Source organism: Pseudomonas sp. Pseu.R1, assembly GCF_045764065.1.
In the GTDB taxonomy this organism is placed as follows: Bacteria; Pseudomonadota; Gammaproteobacteria; order Pseudomonadales; family Pseudomonadaceae; genus Aquipseudomonas.
The window spans coordinates 6310442-6332599 of the sequence record NZ_JBJGEE020000001.1; the positions used below are offsets into that span (position 1 = coordinate 6310442).

19 protein-coding genes and 1 riboswitch are annotated in these 22158 nt (G+C 62.2%); of the genes, 13 read left to right on the plus strand and 6 right to left on the minus strand.

The window, feature by feature from the left end; genetic code table 11:
• Positions 1-234: 234 nt before the first annotated feature.
• Both ACI5GA_RS28610 and ACI5GA_RS28615 read right to left on the minus strand, forming a co-directional pair.
• On the minus strand, positions 235-1461 hold the full coding sequence (locus tag ACI5GA_RS28610) for an acyl-CoA dehydrogenase family protein (protein ID WP_421425323.1): 1227 nt from the start codon (positions 1459-1461) through the stop codon (positions 235-237).
• Between the two features lie 42 nt (positions 1462-1503).
• The gene (locus tag ACI5GA_RS28615) at positions 1504-2877 is read right to left on the minus strand and encodes an LLM class flavin-dependent oxidoreductase (RefSeq protein WP_421425325.1); all 1374 of its coding nucleotides are present in this window, start codon (positions 2875-2877) and stop codon (positions 1504-1506) included.
• 448 nt (positions 2878-3325) lie between these two features.
• Between ACI5GA_RS28615 and ACI5GA_RS28620 the strand changes: the two genes are divergently transcribed.
• The 4 genes from ACI5GA_RS28620 (at position 3326) to ACI5GA_RS28635 (ending at position 7092) form a co-directional block, all read left to right on the plus strand.
• Positions 3326-4360 (plus strand): ABC transporter substrate-binding protein, encoded by a 1035-nt coding sequence (locus ACI5GA_RS28620; protein ID WP_421425327.1) that lies wholly within the window; start codon positions 3326-3328, stop codon positions 4358-4360.
• Between the two features lie 175 nt (positions 4361-4535).
• Positions 4536-5405, plus strand: coding sequence for an ABC transporter ATP-binding protein (locus tag ACI5GA_RS28625; RefSeq protein WP_421425329.1), 870 nt, complete (start codon positions 4536-4538; stop codon positions 5403-5405).
• Complete coding sequence (locus ACI5GA_RS28630; RefSeq protein ID WP_404638118.1) at positions 5402-6229, plus strand: ABC transporter permease; 828 nt, start codon at positions 5402-5404, stop codon at positions 6227-6229. The genes ACI5GA_RS28625 and ACI5GA_RS28630 overlap by 4 nt, the downstream gene beginning before the upstream one ends.
• A complete protein-coding gene (locus ACI5GA_RS28635; RefSeq protein WP_421425332.1) occupies positions 6226-7092 on the plus strand; it encodes an ABC transporter substrate-binding protein in 867 nt (288 codons plus the stop codon). The genes ACI5GA_RS28630 and ACI5GA_RS28635 overlap by 4 nt, the downstream gene beginning before the upstream one ends.
• 197 nt (positions 7093-7289) lie before the next feature.
• Here the strand turns inward: ACI5GA_RS28635 and msrA are convergent, their stop codons facing one another.
• Entirely contained in the window at positions 7290-7793 is a 504-nt protein-coding gene (gene msrA, locus ACI5GA_RS28640; RefSeq protein WP_404638114.1) for a peptide-methionine (S)-S-oxide reductase MsrA, read from the minus strand.
• A gap of 135 nt (positions 7794-7928) precedes the next feature.
• Here msrA and ACI5GA_RS28645 point away from each other — a divergent pair, with 135 nt between their 5' ends.
• From ACI5GA_RS28645 to ACI5GA_RS28685, 9 genes are all read left to right on the plus strand, one after another.
• A complete protein-coding gene (locus ACI5GA_RS28645) occupies positions 7929-8816 on the plus strand; it encodes a LysR family transcriptional regulator (protein ID WP_421425334.1) in 888 nt (295 codons plus the stop codon).
• A 290-nt stretch (positions 8817-9106) separates the two neighbouring features.
• Complete coding sequence (locus ACI5GA_RS28650) at positions 9107-10081, plus strand: hydroxyacid dehydrogenase (RefSeq protein WP_421425336.1); 975 nt, start codon at positions 9107-9109, stop codon at positions 10079-10081.
• Positions 10082-10094: 13 nt separating this feature from the next.
• On the plus strand, positions 10095-10787 hold the full coding sequence (locus ACI5GA_RS28655; protein ID WP_404638108.1) for an RraA family protein: 693 nt from the start codon (positions 10095-10097) through the stop codon (positions 10785-10787).
• 76 nt (positions 10788-10863) lie between these two features.
• Complete coding sequence (locus tag ACI5GA_RS28660; RefSeq protein WP_421425338.1) at positions 10864-12150, plus strand: CitMHS family transporter; 1287 nt, start codon at positions 10864-10866, stop codon at positions 12148-12150.
• Positions 12151-12159: 9 nt separating this feature from the next.
• The gene (locus tag ACI5GA_RS28665) at positions 12160-12855 is read left to right on the plus strand and encodes a TerC family protein (protein ID WP_421425341.1); all 696 of its coding nucleotides are present in this window, start codon (positions 12160-12162) and stop codon (positions 12853-12855) included.
• Between the two features lie 133 nt (positions 12856-12988).
• Entirely contained in the window at positions 12989-13861 is an 873-nt protein-coding gene (locus ACI5GA_RS28670; RefSeq protein ID WP_421425343.1) for a helix-turn-helix domain-containing protein, read from the plus strand.
• Positions 13862-14097: 236 nt separating this feature from the next.
• Entirely contained in the window at positions 14098-15612 is a 1515-nt protein-coding gene (locus ACI5GA_RS28675; RefSeq protein ID WP_421425558.1) for an ATP-binding protein, read from the plus strand.
• A 15-nt stretch (positions 15613-15627) separates the two neighbouring features.
• A complete protein-coding gene (locus tag ACI5GA_RS28680; protein ID WP_404638100.1) occupies positions 15628-16245 on the plus strand; it encodes a response regulator transcription factor in 618 nt (205 codons plus the stop codon).
• Between the two features lie 212 nt (positions 16246-16457).
• Positions 16458-18740 (plus strand): ATP-binding protein, encoded by a 2283-nt coding sequence (locus tag ACI5GA_RS28685; RefSeq protein ID WP_421425346.1) that lies wholly within the window; start codon positions 16458-16460, stop codon positions 18738-18740.
• Between the two features lie 208 nt (positions 18741-18948).
• Here the strand turns inward: ACI5GA_RS28685 and ACI5GA_RS28690 are convergent, their stop codons facing one another.
• From ACI5GA_RS28690 to ACI5GA_RS28700, 3 genes are read right to left on the minus strand one after another with little or no spacing between them, the layout of a single operon-like run.
• Complete coding sequence (locus ACI5GA_RS28690; protein WP_421425348.1) at positions 18949-19731, minus strand: ABC transporter ATP-binding protein; 783 nt, start codon at positions 19729-19731, stop codon at positions 18949-18951.
• Entirely contained in the window at positions 19728-20768 is a 1041-nt protein-coding gene (locus ACI5GA_RS28695) for a FecCD family ABC transporter permease (protein ID WP_421425350.1), read from the minus strand. Before ACI5GA_RS28695 ends, ACI5GA_RS28690 begins: the two co-directional genes overlap by 4 nt.
• Positions 20765-21781, minus strand: a complete 1017-nt coding sequence (locus ACI5GA_RS28700; protein WP_421425353.1) for an ABC transporter substrate-binding protein — start codon at positions 21779-21781, stop codon at positions 20765-20767. The genes ACI5GA_RS28695 and ACI5GA_RS28700 overlap by 4 nt, the downstream gene beginning before the upstream one ends.
• 126 nt (positions 21782-21907) lie before the next feature.
• Positions 21908-22103, minus strand: a riboswitch (cobalamin riboswitch).
• Positions 22104-22158: the final 55 nt, after the last annotated feature.

Here is a 22158-nt window from a genome sequence, read left to right on the forward strand (position 1 = left end):
GCTGGTCTGCAGCGCCGCCGGTTCCCGGAGAGCGCCTGGATGGACGTTCGTCTGGCATCACCCCCTCCGTGATCAAAGCGTCTCGTGTCGTTGGCGCTGAGTATACGCAGGGATGCACAGCGGTCATCGGCAGCGGGGCACTTTGGCAGAATCGGGCACCCGGATGGCCGTCACAGACCCCTGTGACGGTTCACAGGGGTTGCTGAAACCGTTCATCATGTCAAAGGGCCGGCGTCAGACAACGCCGATTTTCCATTGCGCCGGAGGCGGCGTGCCGTTGACCGCGTAATCGCCGACGATCCGGTCCTTGTAGATGCGCGGGTTGTGCGAGGTCAGTGTGCGGGCGTTGCGCCAGAAGCGGTCCAGTCCCAGTGGGCGCAGCGTGGCCGACGCGCTCAGGGCATCGAACATGCGGGTGCTGGCGTCCAGAATCAGGTCGCTGACCACGGTCTGGGACTGGGCAATCTCCAGTTCGGCAATATCGACCGCTCGTTTCAATTGTTCGGCATCGCCGTTCAACCTGGCCTGATACGCCCGTTCCAGCGCCTCGGCGGTTTTCAGCACGATGGCTCCTGCGCTGTACGCCGCGGCCCGCAGGCTGCCGACCACTTGCAGGATTTGCGGGTCTTGCGCGACCCGCGGCGCGTTGCCGTTGCTGAAACTGCGGGTGCGGCCGGCGACCGCCGCCGCGACTTCACCGCTGAGCGCCCGGCCGATGCCCGCCAGGTTGGCCAAGTGGACAATCTGATACAGCGCCGGGGAATACTGGAACTTGTCCTCGACGCTGACGATGTTGCGGGCGTCCACCGCCACGCCGCGTACATGAGTCGTACCGCTGGCGGTCAGTCGCTGGCCGAAGCCATTCCAGTCATCCACCACCTCCACACCCTCGGCGTCGCGCCGCACAGTCACGAACACGCGCTTGTCATCGTGGTCGCTGACCGCCACGTCGATCCAGTCGCTGTACAGGCAGCCGGTGGTGTAGAACTTGTTGCCGTCGATGCGCCATTGCTCGCCGTCCAGATACAGCTTCGAGCTGAGGTGCGATTGCAGCGTAGCGCCCACCTCGCCAGTGGCCGGGCCTACGGTTTCACCGCGCACCAGACGCTCGAACCAGACGGTGCGCCGTGCTTCGTCGCGGCTGTTGAGCAGGTTTTCCGTGAAGCCGATGTGACCGCGCAGGGCCTGCACCAGATTGGAGTCGGCCTCGCCCAGTTCGATCAGCAGATTGGTCAGTTCCGGCAGGGTGATACCGCCACCCCCGTATGCCTTGGGGACCCTCAGGGCCGTGAAGCCGGAGGCCTTGAGCAACTGCAGTTCCTCGAACGGCAGGCGGCGCTCCAGCTCGCGGCTGATGGCACCTTCGCGCAAGTGGGCGAACAACGGGCGAAAGCGTTCGGCCAGTTGCTCGTAACCTGCGCAGGGGCCTGCGCCCCAGGCCGCGTTGATTTGATGGGTCATGCTCAAGCTCTCTTTTCAAGTCGCCAATGGAAACAGGGATGTTCAGACGGTCAGGGGCTGGTCGCGCAGCAGCGTGGCCGGGTGCGCGGGACGCGGCAGGCCAAGGCGTTCGCGCAGGGTGTTACCGGTCGGACCGTCCTGCGGCACCAGGCCCCGACGTTTCAGTTCCGGCAGGATCAGGGTGATGAAATCGTCCAGCCCTTCCGGGTAGGTCGGCGGCAGGATGTTGAAGCCATCGGCGCCGTAGCCTTCGAACCAGGCTTGCAGTTGGTCGACCACTTCTTCAGGCGAGCCGACCAGCGTCCAGTGCCCGCGTGCCCCCGCCAGACGCAGGTACAGCTCACGAATGCTCAGGCCCTCGGCGGCCAGTTGCAGAATCAACTGTTGACGGCTTTTCGAGGCATTGGTGGCGGGCAGGTCCTGAGGCAAAGGGCCGTCCAGCGGCAGGTGAGACAGGTCGACGCCGCCCAACAGACCCGACAGCAGGCTCAGGCCGACCTGCGGGTGCACCAGGTTTTGCAGTCGCTGATGTTTGGCGTGGGCTTGCGCCGAGGTCGGTGCGGTGAAGATGGTCACGCCCGGCAGGATCTTGATGTGCTCGGGTTTGCGGCCAAGGACGGCCGCGCGGGTTTTGATGTCGCTGTAGAACGCCTGCGCGTCGGCCAGACTTTGATGCGCGGCGAAGATCGCCTCGGCAGTGGCTGCGGCCAGTGCGCGACCATCCTCCGACGCTCCGGCCTGCACCAGCACCGGTCTGCCCTGTGGCGAGCGCAGCACGTTCAGCGGCCCGCGCACATGGAAATGCTCGCCGTGATGGTCGGCCAGGTGCAGTTTTTCACGGTCCAGAAACAGGCCCTTCTCCTTGTCCAGCAAGAGGGCATCGTCTTCCCAGCTGTCCCAGAGTTTGTTGACCACCTCATGGAATTCTCGCGCACGGCTGTAGCGGTCGGCGTGGGCCGGTTGGTCGCGCTCGGAGGCGCCGCCGAAGTTTTTGGCGGCATCCGGGTCGCTGCTGGTCACCAGGTTCCAGCCGACTCGACCGCCGCTGATCTGGTCCAGCGAGGCGAACTGGCGGGCCAGATTGAACGGCTCGCTGTAGCTTGTGCTGGCGGTCGCCACCAGACCAATGCGCGAGGTCACGGTGGCAAGGGCCGAGAGCAGGGTCAGCGGCTCGAAACTGAGGCTTGGCGCGATCACTCGGTCGAAGGTCGGCGCGTCGATGCCACGCACCGAGACGCTGTCGGCCAGAAACAGTGTGTCGAACCCGGCGGCTTCGGCCTTGCGTGCCAGATCGATGAAGTGATCGAGGCGGATACCGGCGTCGGCCTGCGAGCCGCTGTCGCGCCAGGCAGCGATGTGGTGCCCGGTGGCGCGCAGGAACAGGCCGAGTTTGAGAACTTCATTACGCTGCGTCATGAAAAGTGATGTCCTTAGTTGAAGAAGTGGAAAGTTGAACGTGACGATGGGGCACTAAAATGCAAGAGCGTTGAATGAGTGGTTTGTCGCGAAAGAACGATTAATTGTGACTGCAAAGGGTATGCCGCGTGGTGGGTGAGTCGCGTTGTTAATGCATTCAACATTGAGGTGGTGTGCCTTCCAAGGCCCGTAACATGAGGGTTTTTCGCGTAAAAAGGGCTGTTCTGCTGAAGCGGTGTTGCTGGGGCAACACTTGAAAGTTAGTTGATTTAAAAGCGCTCTATGAATAGTTGAAAACGTTATAGCGATAACGAGTTCAATGATTGACGGGTCTTGAAGCAGGTGATTATTGTCCCCGCACTTTTATTGCGAAAAGACTTGGCCCTATTAATTTGCCAGGTTTACGCATGGGATCATTTATCTTTCCGGGTCACTAAGGGCGCTCACCATGCAAGACCATCACAGCCGCAGGGCCTTCCTCAAACAGGTCGCGTTATTGGGCACGGCCGCCGCCGCCGGGTTGATGCTGCCAGGCTGCGACAAGCAGGAAAAAACCGCCAATGCCGCGCCCGCCGTGATCAAGAAACGCGCCGATCAGGTGGTGAGTTTCAAATACCCGGACAACCCGTCATTCGATCTGGTCTACCTGGCCGACTCGCTGGGCTATTTCGATGGTTCCCGTACCCGACCCAATTACATCGGCAAGATTGCCTCGCCACAGATCATTCCCCTGGTAGGGACTGGCGAAATCGACTTTGGCACGCGCATGGTGCCACTGGTGATTTCGGCGATCGCCAGCGGGCTGGACCTGAAAGTGGTGGCCGCCGGTGGCAAGACGCTTCAGGAAGCGCCGCACATGAAGTATTTCGTGCGCGCCGATTCGGGCATCTTCACGCCCAAGGACATGGAAGGCAAAACCGTGGGCTTCAACAGCTTTGGCGCCTGTGCCGAGTTCGTGACCAAAAAATACCTGCGTGAACATCAGGTGAACGTCGATTCGATCAACTGGGTGGTGGTGCCGGACAATCAGGGCGAACAGACCGTGCTCAGTCGCAACGTCGACATCGCGATCATCCACCCGCCCGCTTCGGGCGGCGCCGAGCACAACCCCGCACTGCGCAAACTCTGGAGCGATTACGACCTCGACAAAGGGCTGGGTGGCATGGCGCCGTACAGCGGCTATGGCAAGTTCATTCGCGAGAACCCCGAGGCCACCGAGGATTTCGTCGCGGCTATCGTCAAGGCCGCGAACTGGGTCAACGCCAACCCTGACGATGCACGCAAAATCGTCTCCCAACGCATCGGCACGCCGCTGGAACTCGTGGAGCGTTACGCCTATGTCGACGACCTGGTCATCACCGAACCGCCGATTCAGTACTACATCGACATCCTGGAGAGCGAGAAGAAGATCAAGCCGGGTGCCGTAGCCGTGAAGGATGTGTACACCAACCAGTTCAATTCGCGGGCCAAGGGGCAGGCGTAACCGCAGCAGCTCATAGACGATGCTTCCCCTTGTGGGAGTGAGCTTGCTCACGAAGAAAAGTGACCGGACGCCGCCACCGATGCGGATGTACTGGCTATTCGTGAGCAAGCTCACTCCCACAGCTCAGGCTGATGCAGACGAATTGGCGTTTACTTGAAGACCAACAGAGGCACCCGTGCACAAAATCTCCACATCCGGCCTGCACATGGAATACGAAGCGCAGAACGAAGATGGCCAGCGCGAGCGGGTCGAGGTACTCAAGGATTTCAACCTGCAGGTGCGTCAAGGCGAATTCCTGTCGATCCTCGGCCCCTCGGGTTGCGGTAAATCCACCTACCTGAACATCCTCGCGGGCTTGGCGCAGAAAACCGGCGGCACGCTGAACATCGACGGCCAGCCGCTGCAGGGCATCAACCGCAATCAAGGCGTGGTGTTTCAAGGGTATGCGTTGCTGCCGTGGCGCACCGTGCTCGACAACATCGCCGTAGGCCTTGAAATTCGTGGCGTCGGCAAGCACGAGCGGCGGGAGCGGGCGCGGGAATACCTGGACCTGGTGGGCCTGACCGGGTTCGGCTCGCGCTACCCCCATGAACTCTCCGGCGGCATGCGTCAGCGCGTGGCCATCGCCCGTTCGCTGGTGTACGAGCCTGATGTGCTGCTGATGGACGAACCCTTCGCCGCCCTCGATGCGCAAACCCGCGAGACCTTGCAGGACGAACTGCTGCGCATCTGGGATCTGCACAAGAAGACCATCGTGTTCATCACCCACAGCCTCGACGAAGCCATTTTCCTGTCGGACCGTGTGGCGGTGATGACACCGCGTCCGGGCCGCATCAAGGAGATCATCGACATCGATCTGCCACGGCCTCGATTGCCTCAACTGCGCAACAGCCACGCGTTCGTCCATTTGCGACAGCGGGCGTGGGCGTCGTTGCGTGAAGGCATGGGTGGCGACGTGCAAAGCCCGGCGGAAATCGAAGAACTCACTCGCCACGAAAGCTGGCAACAGATCACGCGCCACAGCGGCCTTCGGGTGGGGGTATGAGCATGACGTCGACTGCGCTATGGCGTCAGACCCTGACCGTGCGTTGGGCCAAAGCCTCGCGTCGGGTGCTGGACAGCACACTGGGTATCGTCGGGTTTTTACTGTTGTGGGAAGCGCTGCCGCGACTGGGCATCGTCAACCCGGGCTACTTGAGTCCCCCTTCGGCGGTACTGGCCGCCATCGCCGACATGGCGGGCAATGGCGCGCTGGTCAAACATTTGCAGGCCAGCCTGATTCGCTCTCTGGCGGGTCTTGCGCTGGCTATTGTTCTGGGTATCTCGCTGGGCCTGTTGATGGGCTGGTTCGCGCGACTGGAGCGGATTCTCGACCCGTTGTTGCAACTGTTCCGCCAGACCTCCGCACTGGCGCTGTTTCCGGTGTTCATCCTGTTCCTGGGCATTGGTGAAGGCTCGAAAATCGCGATCATTTTCTGGGCATCGTTCTGGCCGATCCTGTTGAGCACCATCAGCGGGGTGAAGCAGGTGGACACCCTGTTGATCAACTCGGCGCTGTCCATGGGGGCGAATCGACGCTTCCTGTTTCTCAAGATCGTGCTGCCGTCGGCCTCGCCGTCGATCTTTACCGGCGTACGGCTGGCGGGGGCGTACTGCATCACCGCGCTGGTGGCGGCGGAAATGATCGGCGCCCATTCGGGGCTGGGCTTCCTGACCCTCAACTCGCAAGAAGTGTTTCAGATCCCGAGCATGTACGCGGGGATCCTGTTGCTGGCGGTGGTGGGATTGTTGCTGAACTTCCTGCTGGCCTTGCTGGAGCGACGCTTCACCCGTTGGCGGCGTGGATTGAAACATGCAGGTTCGGCATGAGGCATGAATTGGCGGCAGCGTTCACAGGCGGCTGGATTCGTTGGAGTCTGGCCGGGGTGATTGGCGCAACCGCGGTGTGTGCGCTGTGGTTGATGCCGATGATCGACGGCGCCGAGCTGGTGCCGGGGCCGGTATTGGCGAAGGTGCAGGCCCGGCAGGTGTTGCGAGTGGGGGTTCGCAGCTATCCACGGCCCACATACAGCACCGAGGCGCTGGTCTCGGAGCCGGATGAAATGGACAGCGAGCTGGCCACTGCCTTGGGCCGCTACCTGGGCGTCAAGGTGGAACTGACGGCCATCCCCGCACAGGACGTTGGGGGCTTTTTGCGCAAGGATGAGGTGGACGTGGTGATTGCGGGCAGTCTGGACCTTCCTGGTCTGGAGCGCCAGCGGGCTGCACTCAGTGACGTACCGCGAGCCTATGATCAGGGCGCGTTACTGAGTTTGCGCAACGCTGCGCAGGGGCCGATCAAAGGCCAGACCGTCTGCGTGGCCAATGGCAGTCCCTGGATTCATACGTTGCAGCTTCAGGGTGCGCAGCTTCAGACCTACGTGTCCGGTATCCGCGCCGCGACAGCCTTCATGGCGGGTGACTGTCAGTTGCTGGCCGACGAACGTACTGTGCTCACCAGCCTGTTGCAGACGCCTGACTGGCGTTTCTATCGTCTGCTGCCGCAGACCCTTGAGGCGGACAGCGACGTGCGGGTTTACCTGGCTCAGCCTGATCCACAGAGCCTGCGTCTGCTGCAAGCCGGGTTGCGGGAATGGCAGGCCGAAGGCGGGCAGACCAAGGCCTGGGACCTGCACAGCAATGCGTTTCTGGTGGACAGCATGAAGATCAGCGACGGGTTGGTGTGTCACTGATCATCCGATTCATTCCCACGTAGAAAGCCGGGACAGGGACGTCCCTGTCCCGGCGCTCTCGCCGCATCCTGCGGCTGAACCCACTCCGCGTCGCCTGCACGCGGCCTGCACCCAAGTCGCGATTGGCGGTGTCTGTGAGGGCGCGTCCCAAGATCAAGATCAACGGCAGTGGCAAAACTGCGAAGTGCAGACCGACGCTACCGCTTCGGCAATACCCAATCCTTGCGAATGAAATGACAGGTGTAGCCATTCGGAATGCGTTCCAGGTAGTCCTGGTGCTCCGGCTCGGCTTCCCAGAACGCGCCCGCCGGGCTGATCTCGGTCACCACCTTGCCAGGCCACAGCCCTGACGCATCGACATCTTTCACCGTGTCTTCGGCAATCGCTTTCTGCTCCTCGCTCAGATAGAAAATCGCAGACCGATAACTCAGGCCGATATCGTTGCCCTGACGATTGGCCGTGGACGGGTCGTGGATCTGGAAGAAAAACTCCAGAATCTTGCGGTAGGTGATCAGCTCAGGATCAAACACGATTTCGATCGCCTCGGCATGAGTACCGTGATTGCGATAGGTGGCATTTTCCACGTCACCGCCGGAGTACCCGACGCGGGTAGAGATCACACCGGGGTAGCGGCGCAGCAGGTCTTGCATGCCCCAGAAGCAGCCGCCAGCCAGCAGCGCGGTTTCGGTTCGAGTGGTCATGGTTCAGTGTTTCCTCTGGTTGAGTGAGGGCGCCGGCTCTCGCACCGCGCGCAATGTCTCTCAGATGGTGCTTCACAAGCCCGATTGCTACCCTGTGCCGCACTTTTTTTCGCAAGGGCAACGGAGCCTGTGTTCATGAGCATCAATCTGCAGATTCGCGACCTTGCCTACTTCATGAAAATCGCTGAACTCGGCCACTTGGGGCGGGCATCGGAAGCGCTGCACATCTCGCAGTCCGCCCTGTCCAAGTGCATCGACCGTCTGGAAGAGGCTTACGGCGCCGAGCTGTTCGAACGGGCAGGGCGCGGCATTCGCCTGACCAGCGCCGGGCAATTGCTCTGTGAACGCTCGCAGCAGGTGGAACGGGTGCTGGATGAAACGATGCGCCAGACCTCGTCCATGGGCAAGGGCCTGGCCGGGATCATCCGCATCGGCGCGGCGGCTACCACGGCAGAGTTCATGTTGCCCGCAGCCTGCCGCGTGTTGCAGGAGCAGGCGCCCGCCGTGTTGCTGGACATGCAGATCGGCATGAACGACGTGCTTCACGACTCCCTGCGCAAAGGCACGCTGGACATCGTGGTCGGCCCGTTGGGGACGCGGGATGAGGAGTTGACCGAACTGCCGATCATGGACGATGAAGTGGTGGTCGTGGCCAGTGCCGATCATCCGTTGGCCGGGCGTGAGGTGTCGATGCAGGCACTGTGTGAACAGCGCTGGATTCTGTCGCCGCCCTCGGTGGCCACGCGGCAATGGCTGGAGTCCGCGTTCAGAAATCAGGGCCTGCCTGCGCCGAACGTGGCGATTGTCTCCAGTTCGCTGGCGTCGATGCGCAACCTGATCAACGAAACCGGGCTGCTGAGCTTCATGTCCCGACGCAACCTGGCCAGCGGCACCGGCCTTGTGGAAGTGCGCAACGCCGCCACCACCATGCCCCGACGCTTTGGCATCGTGCATCGCGCCGACGCTTACCTGTCTCCGGCCACCCGGCGTTTCATCGAAATCCTGCAAGCGCAGGATGTCTGACTCTTTCCTTGCAGGAATCATTCGTTGAATTTTCACCATTAGATCCAAACAATCCCTGTAGTGATACTGACGGCGCACTCCCGAACCGGGAGGCATCACAATAAAAAGCCGGAGATCACGTCATGTTCGCTGCTGCCGCGCACCCCTCTGAAACTGTCCCCCCACCCTGTGAACACAGCGGCGTGACCGACGCTTTTTTGAATTCTGTTACCTGACTCGAAGCCTTCGCAGCGACCGCCGTTGCGGCGCTGCTGTGCTTCGTCATCACCCCACAGCTGAAGGCTTGACCCATGCCCCACACCATTCTCGTCACTGCGCCGAAGCTTGCGAGCGCAGGCCTGGACCTGCTCAACGCCGAAGACTGCCGCGTGCTGTTCATCGCGGCGGAGCGGGGGGCCGAAGACATCGAACGGATTCTGGCCAGTGAGCCGGTTGATGCGGTGATCTCACGCACGCTGGACCTGACAGCCAAGGCCATCGCCTCCTGCCCGACACTGAAAGTCATCTCCAAGCACGGCGTCGGTGTCAGCAACATCGATGTCGAGGCCGCCACTGCGCGGGGAATTCCGGTGTACGTGACGCCGGGGGCCAACGCGCAATCGGTCACCGAAATGACCCTGGCCCTGATGTTCGCCGCCGCCCGCCGGGTGAGCTGGATGGACCGGGAAATCCGCAGTGGCCGTTGGTCCCGCGCACAAGATGGCCTTGAACTGAGCGGACGCACCTTGGGGCTGGTCGGTTTCGGTCAGGTGGCACGGCGTGTTTCGGTCGCTTGCCAGGCTATCGGCATGCCGGTGCTGGTGTTCGATCCGTTGCTGCCTGCCGACAGCGACCTGCAAGGCGCTGAACGCGTGGACTCGCTGGATGCCTTGCTGCCACGCAGTCAAGTGCTGAGCCTGCACGTTCCGTTGACCGCCAAGACCCGCGGCTTCATCGGTGCCGAGCAACTGGCGCTGCTGCCCAAGGACGCGTTGTTGATCAACACCGCACGGGGCGAGGTGGTCGATGAGCGCGCCTTGATCCAGGCCCTGCGCGAGCGTCGTGTGTACGCCGCAGGCCTGGACACCATGGCCGTCGAACCCTTGCCCGCCGACAGCGAATTGTTGGGGCTGGACAACGTCGTACTGACCCCCCACGTCGGCGGTTCGACCCCGGCGGCATTGGCTGGCATGGCCGCAGGCGCGGCGCGCAACGTGCTCGGCTACCTCAATGGCACGCCGGTGTCGGCCAGTGCTTGCGTCAATCCCTATGTTTTCGATAACTGATCAGGAGACCTCCATGAGCAGCACTCAAACCTGGCCTGTGGGCTATCGCATCAACCCGCGCGTCGAAGGTGTGTCCGCCGAATTGATCGAAGCGTTCCGCGCGATTCCTGTCGCGGTGGCAGGGGATTGTATGGGCCGTAGCATTGGTGCCCGTGGCCTGAAGATTTACCACGGCGATGTGTCACTGAAACTGTGTGGCCCAGCATTCACCGTCCGCGTCCGCCCGGGGGACAACTTGATGGTGCACAAGGCGCTGATGATGGTTCAGCCCGGTGACGTGCTGGTCATCGACGGCGGTGGGGACGTCAGCCAGGCCGTGATCGGCGGGCTGGTGCGCACAACGGCCCTGCGGGTGAAACTGGGCGGCATCGTCATCGACGGCGCCGTACGCGACCTCGAAGAACTGGCCGAGGGCATCGTCCCGGTGTTCGCCGCCGGCCATACCCATCGTGGGCCAAGCAAAGACGGCCCGGGGGAAATCAACGTGCCGATCGCCTGTGCCGGGCTGTGCGTGCTGCCGGGGGACCTGGTATTGGGCGATGCCGACGGGGTGATCGCGATTCCGGCTGCCGACGTCGAAGCGCTGTTGCCTAAGACCCTCGCGCACCTGGACCGCGAGGCGGGGATTCGCGAGACCAACGAGAAGGGGACGGCTGACCCGGAACGGTTTAACGCGCTGTTACGAGCGAAAGGTTTGCCGGTTTGATCTGACCGATGAGACGCGCTCAGCCCTCTCGGTTGGGCGCGGCACGCCTGTACAACTATAAAAAACAGGATTCGCCATGCTGATGCTACTGAGCTGCTTGATGTTGGCCTGCTTCATCTATTTCCTGATGAGCAAGCGCCTGTCGGCCCTGACGGCGCTGATACTGATTCCTACCGCGTTTGCCCTGATCGGCGGCTTCGAGGCCAACTTGGGCAAATACGTGATCGATGGCCTGAAAATGGTCGCGCCCAACGGCGTGCTGATGATTTTCGCCATGCTGTATTTCCTGACCATGACCGAAGCGGGGATGTTCGACCCGCTGGTGAGCAAGATCGTCAAAGCCGTGCGCGGCGATCCGGTGAAGATTTTCGTCGGCACCGTGCTCCTGGCGTTCATCGTTGCGCTGGATGGCGACGGCGCGACCATCTACATGATCGTGCTCTCGGCGTTTCTGCCGATCTACAAGCGCCTGGGCCTGTCGCTGCCGATGGTCTGCTGCCTGCTGTTGCAGGTCTCCGGGCTGGGCAACATGGTGCCATGGGGCGGACCGACCGCACGAGCGGCCACGGCGATGCACGTGGATGTGGGCGAGATGTTCGTGCCGATGCTGCCCGCCATGATCGCCTGCGCGATCTGGACCTTTGTGCTGGCCTGGCTGTTCGGCCGTCATGAACGTGCGCGGCTGGGTGGCACCATCGACCTCAATGGCGATTTCGCCGAACACCGCGAGCATCGCGGCGAAGGCTGGCGCTTCTACTTCAACTGGGTGCTCACCGGGGCGTTGATTCTGGGGCTGTGCCTGGAAGTGTTCCCGCTGAGCTACCTGTTCATGATCGCCGCGTGCCTGGCGCTGGTGGTGAACTTCCCGTCGCTGAAGGATCAACAGGAACAACTGGCCTTGCACGCGCCGCCGATTCTGGCGGTGTCGAGTCTGATCTTCGCCGCAGGCGTGTTCACGGGCGTGTTATCCGGCACCGGTATGGCCAATGCGGTGGCAACCGGTCTGTTGCAGGTGATTCCGGCCAGTTTCGGGCCGTACATGGCCGTCATCACGGCCTTGCTGAGCATTCCAGTGACGTGGTTGGTCTCCAACGATGTGTTTTATTTCGGTATCCTCCCGATCCTCGCCGAGACCGCGCAACACCATGGCATTACGGCGATCGAAATGGCCCGGGCGTCGTTGATCGGCCAGCCGGTGCACATTTTGAGTCCCTTGGTGGCGTCGACCTACCTGGTGGTGAGCATGCTGAAACTCGATTACGCCGAGAATCAGCGGTTCACGATGAAATGGTCGGTCATCAACTGCTTCATCCTGTTGGCGGTGTCGCTGCTGACGGGGATCTTTCCTCTTTTTGTTCGATAAGGTTGCCCCATGACCTGGCTTTACGACCCCTCACTGTGGAGCGCTCTGGCGCAAATCATCGCCATTGACCTGCTGCTGGGGGGCGATAACGCCGTGGTCATCGCCATGGCCTGTCGCCGCCTGCCCCGTGAATTGCAGACCAAAGCGATTTACGGCGGCATGATCGGCGCCATTCTGTTGCGCATCATCCTGCTGTTCTGCGCGGTGCACCTGTTGGCGTTGCCATTCCTTAAACTGGTAGGTGCGGTCTTGCTGCTGTGGATCGGCATCAAGCTGGTGGCCAATCAGGAAGACGGCGACGAAGACATCGACGGTGGCACACGCCTGTGGACCGCGATCCGCACCATCGTCATCGCTGACGTGGTGATGTCGCTGGACAACGTGCTGGCCGTTGCTGCGGCGGGCGATGGCAACGTCTACCTGGTGGCGGCCGGGGTGTTGATCAGTATTCCGATCATCGTGCTGGGCAGCCGGTTGGTGCTCGCGGCATTGCATCGTCTGCCGTGGCTGATCCCCGCCGGTGGCGCGTTGATCGGCTGGATTGCGGGCGGTATGGCGGTAGAAGACCAGGTGCTCTCCGGGTATCTGCCTGCGGCAGGCTGGCTGCATTGGGCGGGCAGTGCGGTGGGCGCCGTATGTGTGCTGGCGATCGGCTGGTGGTGGGGTCGCAGCGCCCGTCAACAGGCGACCGGTGACCACGCCTGACACGGGGCAGCGGGGCGCATCCGGCGCGTGCGGGACATTGACGGTGTGAAGCAAGACGATCATTGACCATTGCGCAAGTCGCCCCACTTCGGGGAAAGTGCGCCCATGATCGCCCATCACACAGGACCGGACCGTGAGCGCACCCCAGATCACCCAGTTGAACGGCGAGGCATTCTCCGCCGTCCGCATCCGCCATACCACGCCGGATCCGGACGCCGTCATCGAGATGCCATGCGCGGATGCGTTTTCGATCATTGTCCAATTGCAGGATTTCGAAGCGCATCGCCTGTGGCGTGGCCGTCGCCTCAGCTATTCGGGCGGTTATCGGCAAGGCTGTGTGTCGCTGCCGTTCATGGGCGATCAGTTGCGCTGTCAGCACCGTTCCGGTTACGACAACTTGCGCCTGACCCTGTCGCGCCAGATGCTCGACGCGTTGCAGTCCGAACAGGGCAGCAAGCGCATCGGCGTGTTCCGTTACGCAGCGGGCGGCGTCGAAGACCCGATTCTGTATCACCTGGCTCAAGCGCTGTTACCGGCCCTGCAACGCCCGGAGACCGCCAATCGGCTGTATCTGGATCATCTGCTGCTGGCCATCTCCAGCCACGCGATCGAGCGTTATGGCCGAATCGTTCCGCCGTCCGGCAAGCTCCACGCCAGCCTGACGCCGGCGCAACTGGCGATTGCCAAAGAACTCATCGCCCATCACCTGGATGGCGAATTGTCGGTGGAGCGTATCGCTCAGGAATGTTCGCTGACCCGCAGCCACTTTTCTCGCGCCTTCAAGCAGGCCACGGGGATGGCGCCTCACGCCTGGCTGTTGCAGATGCGGGTGGAGCGGGCGCAGACGTTGTTGCGGGCGTTGCCACTGATGCCGATGGCACAAATTGCGCAGGAGTGCGGGTTCGCCGATCAGCCCCATCTCACACGGGTGTTCACCCGAATGGTCGGGGAGACCCCCAGCGTCTGGCGCAAACGCCAGAACGGCACGATGTTTTTCGTGCATTGAACTAATGGCAGTTCTAACTTCGACGTGGATCAATAGCCGCCAAGACTGTTCATCTCATCAAGTTACGAACAGGTAACTACCCCAACAGATAATATCGACGTGTGCTTTTTAGTGATTAGATGAAGGCTGATTAAAAATGGGTCAGCTGCATCGATCGCGCTCGCGAGGGGAATACCTGTGAGCACGCTCGATGACATCAGGGCGTGCGAATCCACTCTAAGGACTGCGTGAATACGATGATAAGTCTCGGTCAGGCTACCGTGTCCCTGGACCTCAGGGATGTTTTCAAAGACGGCGTTGCCCTGCGTATCGGCACTCGCGCATTCGATATTCTCGAGCTGCTGATCCGCCATCAGGGACAACTGGTGAGCAAGGAGCAGATCCTTCAGCGTGTCTGGCCAGACACGGTCGTCGAAGAAAACAACTTGCAAGTGCACATTTCGGCGTTGCGCAAGGCATTGGGCAGCGACCGCGACCTGATTCGCACGATTCCCGGGCGCGGTTACATGCTGCTGGGCAGCGAGGAACCTGCCGTTGACGGCGTGCCCCACGACGATGCCCGTGCCCTTCACCTGCTGCGCAGCAGTGGCGGCCATCGCTTGCCGCCCGCGATCGAGCTGGTGGGGCGCGAATCGCTGCTGACCGAGGTGGATTCGGCATTGCTGGATGCCCATGCCCTGATCACCCTGATTGGCCCCGGCGGTGTGGGCAAAACCAGCCTGGCGGTGGCGTTGGGGCAACAGTGGCTGGAACGTGATCAGGCGCCGGTCTATTTCGTGGCGCTGGCCCACGTGCAGAGCGTTGATCGTCTGCCCGAAGCGCTGGCCTGCGCATTGGGCGCAGGGAGCAGCGTCGATTCCCTCGTTGCGTATCTGGCTGAACACCCCGGCCTGATCATTCTCGACAACTGTGAACACCTGATCGACCCCGTGGCGGCACTCGCCGAGCAACTGGTGCAAGGCGCGCCGGGCACGAAAATTCTGGCCACCAGCCGTGAGCCGTTGCGCATCGTGGGGGAGCGCAGCCTGCAAGTGCCGCCGTTGACGGTGCCTGATGCCGACGCGACGCGCCAGACGATTCTGGGGGCCGGTTCAGCGCAACTGTTCTTGCGTCATTGGCGGGCGCTGGATTGCCACATGGCCAATACCCTGGACGTCGAGCTGGACGATTACAGCATCGAGCTGGTCGGTGAGGTGTGTCGACGTCTGGACGGCATTCCCCTGGCGCTGGAAATGGCGGCCGCCCGCGCCTGTGCGCTGGGCTTGTATCAACTGGTGGAAAGCCTGGACGAAAGCGTTCACCTGCTGGCTGCGAGCTTGCGTACGGCACCGGCCCGTCAGCAGACGTTGCACGCCTCGCTGGCCTGGAGCTATCGCCTGTTGAGCCAGGACGAACGCGCGGTGCTGCGTTTGCTGGCGGATCTGGAAGGGCCGTTCACGCTGGAGCAGGCCTGTCATGCCTTGCAGTGCGCAACCCTGGCGCGAGCCTGCATCATGGACTGCATGGTCAGGCTGGCCACCAAATCCCTGCTGACGGTGACGGCGCAGGGGCCATTCCGTTTCTATCGCATGCTGGCCGCGACCCGTGCCTGCCTGCGACTGGTTCAGTCCCAGGAAATCAGCGGCGAAACCCTCAAGCTCGACCCGCGTTACAGCAGCCCGGCGGCGCCCGTTTCTGCGTTCAAGGCTGTGCCCGCCAGTGCTGGCGGGTATCATGGCCGTCATCAGAGAGCACTGGCGGTCAGCCGCTGAACGACGGAAGAGTGTATGAGAGTGACCCCCAGGGTGTATGTCGTCGATGACGACGCTGCCATCCGCACCGCGCTGCAACGGTTGTTGAGCTCGGAAGACATCGCCTGCAACGCGTTCGACAGCGCAGAGGCGTTTCTTGCGCAAACGCTGGACGAAGCGCCCACCTGCCTGTTGCTGGACGTCAATCTGGCCCAGGGCACCGGGTTCGATCTGCAGGATGAACTGCAATCCCGCGGCCAGCATTTCCCCATCATTTTCATGACCGGTTACGGCACCATTGCCATGTCGGTGAAGGCCATCAAGGCCGGTGCCCATGAATTTCTCACCAAACCCTTCGAGCCGGAGCACTTGCTGGATCTGGTGCGCGAAGCGCTGGCCGCCGACGCTCTCAATCTCAGCGAGCGTCGGTTAGTGTGCGATGCCCGGGAACGCTTCAATCAACTGACGCCTCGGGAAAAGGAAGTGATGGCGTTATTGATCACCGGCAAGATGAACAAACAGATCGCCTCGGAACTGGGCACCAGTGAAGTTACGGCAAAAGTTCACAAGAAGCACGTGATGACAAAAATGAATGCGCGCAATGTCATCGAACTTTTGAAGATGCACGAGCGCCTGGGTGAAGTGCTCGAATGAATAACCGCACATTTATTCATAGGGCGGAAATTGAACTGGGTATGGCGCTTGACATGTCATTAAGGTCAACTTTGACAGCGCTAAAGTTCGGCCTATGATTCGGAGCGCCGCTGTTGGGGTGGTCTGATTTTTCGCAGGGATTAATCTGCTTTCACCGCCACGGCGACAGCGTGATTTGACGACACTCGCGGTCATCGTTGGCAAGGGCCTTCATGAGTAATGTCTCTCACACATCGAACGGATCGGCTGACGCTGCACCGGTTTTCGGACCCGGGTGGCTGGATCGGCTCACCTGGACATTGCTGCTGACAGACGGCGAACTGAATCATTACCGGGTGCGTTTTGCCGATGGGCGTGAAGGGCAGTGGCGGGTGGTCAGGGCCGGGCGTCGGGCTGGAGAGAGCATCACCCGCAGGCTGGCCCATGAGTTTTCGCTGGCCGGGCGCCTGTCGCCGAACTGGGCGTTGCAGCCGCTGGCGCTGTTGTCCTCCGACGACGGGCCGCTGCTGGTGCTGAGCGATCCCGGTGGGCACCCGCTGCACGAATTGGACGATCAGCCTTTCACCCTCGAGCGTTTCCTGCACCTGGCAACGGGCGCTGCTGGCGCGCTGGCCCAAGTCCATGCCCACGGCTTGCTGCACCGCGACATCAAACCCTGTCACCTGCTGGAGGGCGACGACGGCGTGGTGCGGTTGAGCGGTTTCGGGGTGAGCGTTGAAGCACATCCCGGCGGGCATGTCTCGGTGGGCGACACGATCTGCGGCACGCTGGCGTACATGGCGCCGGAGCAGGCGCGACGGGTCGAGCGGCATGCCGATCAACGCAGCGACCTGTATTCACTGGGCATGACCTTCTACGAATGGCTGGCCGGTCATCTGCCGTTCGAGGCCCAGGACCCGGTAGGCTGGGTCTACAGCCACGTCGCCCGGCAGCCGCCTGCCTTGAATCTGGCCCGTGGCGACATCCCCCCGGCGCTGGCGCAACTGGTTCACACGCTGATCGCGAAGAACCCGGACGAACGCTACCAGACCGCGACGAGTTTGCTGGCCGACCTGCGCTCTTGCCAGTGTCAGTGGCAACACCTGTACGACATCCCGAATCCGCCGCTGAGCCAGCCGCAAGCGCCAAATGCCGCCTACCGCCAGGCGTTGATGGCGCAGGCTGAATCACGGGATGCGCTGCTGGCCTCCCGCACCTCGATCGCCATTCCCGGCGGGCAGGACACACTGGACCTGTCGTCGATCATGAGAACTGCCCAGGCCCTGAGCGAGGAAACGGATCAGGACCGCCTCATCGAGATCCTGATGAGCACCACCATGATGCATGCCGGGGCGCAGCGTGGTTTGCTGATGCTGGTCAAGAATGACGCGCCGCTGGTGTGTGCGCTCGGCTACGCCGACGACGAAGACTTGCGCGTGGAACTGACGGACGAGGTGCCCAGTGTGCGCCTGATGCCGGTGTCGATCCTGTACCGGGTGATGCGCACGCGGCACCGACTGATTTTCGACGACGTCAGCGTGGACCCGTATTTCGGAGACGATGCCTACCTCAAGGACCACCTCGTGCGCTCGGTGCTGTGCCTGCCGATGCTCAAGCAGCGCCAGGTAATCGGCGTGCTGTATCTGGAGAACAGCCTCATGCCCGGCGTGTTCACGGCACGGGGCACCAGCGTGCTGGAACTGTTGGCCACTCAGGCGGCGGTGTCGCTGGAAACCGCTCGCCTGCACCATGAACTGATGGAAGAAAACGCCCGGCGTCTTGACATCGAAACTGCGCTGCACACGGCTCGGGCCAAGCTGGCGCAGGTTTCGCAGGTGACGGTCATGGGGGAGTTGGCGGCCTCGATTGCTCACGAAATCAACCAGCCATTGGCGTCCATGGTGTCCAATGCGGCCGCCAGCCTGCGTTGGCTGAACCGCGATGTGCCGCGCGTCGATGAGGCGCTGTCCGGTTTGCGCGACATCGTGCAGGACGGCAAACGCGCCGGAGACATCGTCAATGCCTTGCAATCGCTGGCGCGACAGGGCGCTCAACAGCGCCGTCGGTTGTTGATCAACGATGTGATACGGCATGTGGTCGCGTTGACACTGGCTGAAGTCGAGCAGCAGCGTGTGCTCATGACCACCCACTTGACCCGTTCGCCGCTTCAGGTGAATGGGTCCAGCGTGCAGTTGCAACAAGTGGTGCTGAACCTGATTCTCAATGCGCTGGATGCCATGAGTCCCGGCGATCAGGTGCTGCGCAGGCTGTCGATTACCAGCGAGGCGGTGGGCAGCGAGTATCTGGTCGTCAGTGTTGAAGACACCGGGCCGGGTGTCGATCCGGAGCATCTGGACAAGGTGTTCAACGCCTTCTTTACCACCAAGGATAAAGGCATGGGCATGGGGCTGGCGATCTGTCGAACCATCATCCACGCCCATGGCGGCAGGCTCTACGCAATGCCTGCGCGGTATGGCGGCGCGACGTTCGTATTTACCTTGCCAGCGGTGGTCTAGCGTAACCGCGCTCGTGCTGTCGCTCTTTAAACGCAATGGCCCAGACACCGCCGACCGCGACTTGCGTGCTCACGGAGCGGCGCCAGAGAGAAGGGACTCTGGCGTCAGTCAGAGCCAAGCGAGGAGCGAAGCGGTTTCACCCATTCGCCAAGATGTATGGACCGGGGACATGGGTAACGGGTGTGCGGGGATGGGGGATTTGCCTTTGCTATCGCAAGCGCAGGATCCGCGCGCCATCGAATGGATCGGTCAGCCAGTGTCCGTGAACGCCAAAGGTGCTGTGCAAGCGCTCCGGCGTCAGCACCTCGAAGGGCGATCCCAACGCCACCAGCCGTCCATGCTCCATCACCGCCAGACGGTCACAGGCCAGCGCCTGATTCAGATCGTGCAGCGCAATCACGGTGGTCACCGGTAATTGATGCACCAGCTTGAGAATCGACAGTTGCTGCTGAATGTCCAGATGATTGGTCGGCTCGTCCAGCAACAGAATCTGCGGTCGCTGCGCCAGTGCCCGGGCGATGTGCGCGCGCTGGCGTTCGCCACCGGACAGCGTATGCCAAGCCCGATGACGCAGGGAATGCAGACTTACGTCGGCCATTGCCTGATCGACAATGCGCGTATCTTCCGCGCTCCACGGCGCCAACGCCGACAGCCAAGGCGTGCGCCCCAACTCCACGGCTTGCAGCAGGCTGATGGCATCGTCCGTTTCGGCCTGCTGTTCGACCACCGCCAGACGCTGCGCGATGTCGCGTCGACGCAGGGACGTCAGACGTTGGCCAGACAATGACACCTCGCCCGCCGACGGCATCACAATCCCGGCGAGCAGCCGGATCAGGGTCGACTTGCCCGAACCGTTGGGGCCGACAATCCCCAGGTTTTCCCCCGGACGAATCGCCAGACTGACGTCCCGCAGCAGTACCGCGCCCTTGACGCTGTAACTCAGATTGACCCCTGCGAGTGCGCTGCAGGCTTGTTCCACGCAAGCATTCATCGGCTGCGGTTCCCCCGGATCAGAATCAGCGCGAACACCGGCGCCCCCACCAACGCGGTAATGACCCCGATGGGCAAGACCTGACCCTTGATGAGGACGCGTGAAACGACGTCCGCCGCGATCAGAAACAGCGCGCCGCTCAAGGCACTCAATGGCAGCAGTCGCGAGTGTCGCACCCCGGCCATCATGCGCACGGCGTGGGGGATCACCAGCCCGACGAAACCGATCGAACCGACGATGGAGACCATCACTGCCGTGACCAATGCAGTGGTGGCGATCAATACGATTTGCACCTGACGTACGGGGATCCCCAGTGACGCCGCCGAGTCGGTGCCAAAGGTGAAGGCATCCAGCGAGCGTCGATACCACAGGCAGACACCCAGCCCCAGCAGCACCACTGGCACCGCCAGGACCACGGAGTTCCAGCGTACACCACTCAGATTACCCAGCAGCCAGAACAGAATGCCCCGGGCCTGTTCGGCGTTGGCCGATTTGGTGATCAGAAACGAGGTCAGGGCGTTGAACAGCTGCGACCCGGCGATACCCGCGAGAACGATCTGGCCCGTTGCATGGGGACCGCTCCCGGTGCGTGACGAACGGGCGAGCAGGGCGACCATGGCGAACGCAGCGACAGCACCCACGAACGCGCCGGTGGACAGGGAAATGGCCCCGGCACCCAGGCCGACGATGGCCACTAGCACGGCGCCGGTCGATGCCCCTGCCGAAATCCCCAGCAAGTACGGATCGGCCAGGGCATTGCGCAGCAGCGATTGCAGCACCACACCCGAAATCGCCAGTCCGGCGCCACAGGCCGCCGCGACGATGGCACGGGTCAAGCGGTAGTTCCAGACGATGCCCTCGTCGATCGGGTCCACCGGGAAACCTGCAGCCCACAGCTTGTTGGCCAGCACCTGAGCGATGGCCGACAGACTGATGGACGTTTCGCCAATGGCCACGCCTGCGACAATCGCCACCAGCAGCAACGCACTGACCCATACCCCGTGGCCCAGCCATCGGGCGACGCTCAAGGTGTTCATGGCGTCTCAGTGGCCTTGGCCAGTTGCTCGATGCCGTCGAACAGGCGAATACCGGATTCCATGGCACTGGCGTCCATGATCACGATGCGGTTGTTCTTCACCGCGTCCATGTTGCGGGTCACCGGATCGGATTTGAGAAAGGCCAGTTTCTTCTCGTGATCGTCCGCCGGGAATCGGCGGCGATCCATGCGTGCAATCACCAGAATCGTCGGGTTGGCCTTGGCGATGGTTTCCCAGCCCACGGTGGGCCATTCCTCGTCAGAGGTGATGATATTGCGCATGCCCAGGGTGTCGAGCATGAAGTTGGGAATGCCTTTGCGCCCGGCCACATAAGGGTCGGTGTTGATGTCGGGGCTTGAGAACCAGAACACCGCCGAGACGTTGCGGGCGTCATGCTGCTTTGCCTGATCGATGGCGTGGGCCAGGCGAGCCTTATAGCCGTCGATCAACTGCTGGCCGCGATCCTGCACGTCGAAGATCTCTGCCTGTTGCGCGATGCTCTTGTACAGCGTGTCGATGCGAAACGCCTCGGTGCGCGTGCCGTCGGCGCCGACCAGGTTGTTCTTGCCCTCGCAGTCCGAGGGCAGGATGTAGGTGGGAATCTTCAAGTCCTGAAACTGCTGGCGCGTGCCGACCGCGCCTTGGGGGCCGACCATCCATTCGAACTGCACGGGCACGAAGTCCGGGCGTTTGCCGATCACCGATTCGAAGCTGGGCGTATTGTCGGCCAGGCGCTCGATGGTGGCATTCTCAGCCTTGAACTGTGGCAGGGTCTCGTTGAACCACAATGAGGTGCCCACCACCTGCTGGCTCAGGCCCAGCGCATATAGCATCTCGGTGGCCGCCTGGCCGATGGTCACGGTTTTTTGCGGGGCGTGGGTGAACGTCAGCGGCACGCCACAGTTGTTGACGGTCAGGGGATAGTGGGTCGGCGCCGCGATGGCGGTGGACACGAAGGCTGCGCTGGACAGCGTCAGACCGGTGAACAATGAGGCAAGGCGGCGCAGCGACATCGAGGGCTTCTCCAATGAACCTGATGACCGGCGCAGGCAGTGGAAAGTACATCCCGAATCGCTGGCAGACGAGCGAAAGCGGCGCGAGGCGCACTCGGGAGTCCTCCCCCGGACACCCCGCCGGTGAATGATTGACGCTTGCCGGCAGGTCTCCTGACTGGCGCATCGTCGTCCTGCTTCGGCCTTCCCGGGGTGACCCAGTGGCAAACGGGAAGCAGGGCTCAGCGCCTACAGTTGCGGGGACAGTTCCGTTTCGGCCCGGTGGACGGGCCTTCGGATTCCCTATTAATTCCGTGTGGAAACCGGCGGCGGGGATAGTAAACGATTGGCGCAAGATCGCACATCGCTATGTCGCCGCCGGGTGCTCATTGCCCGCC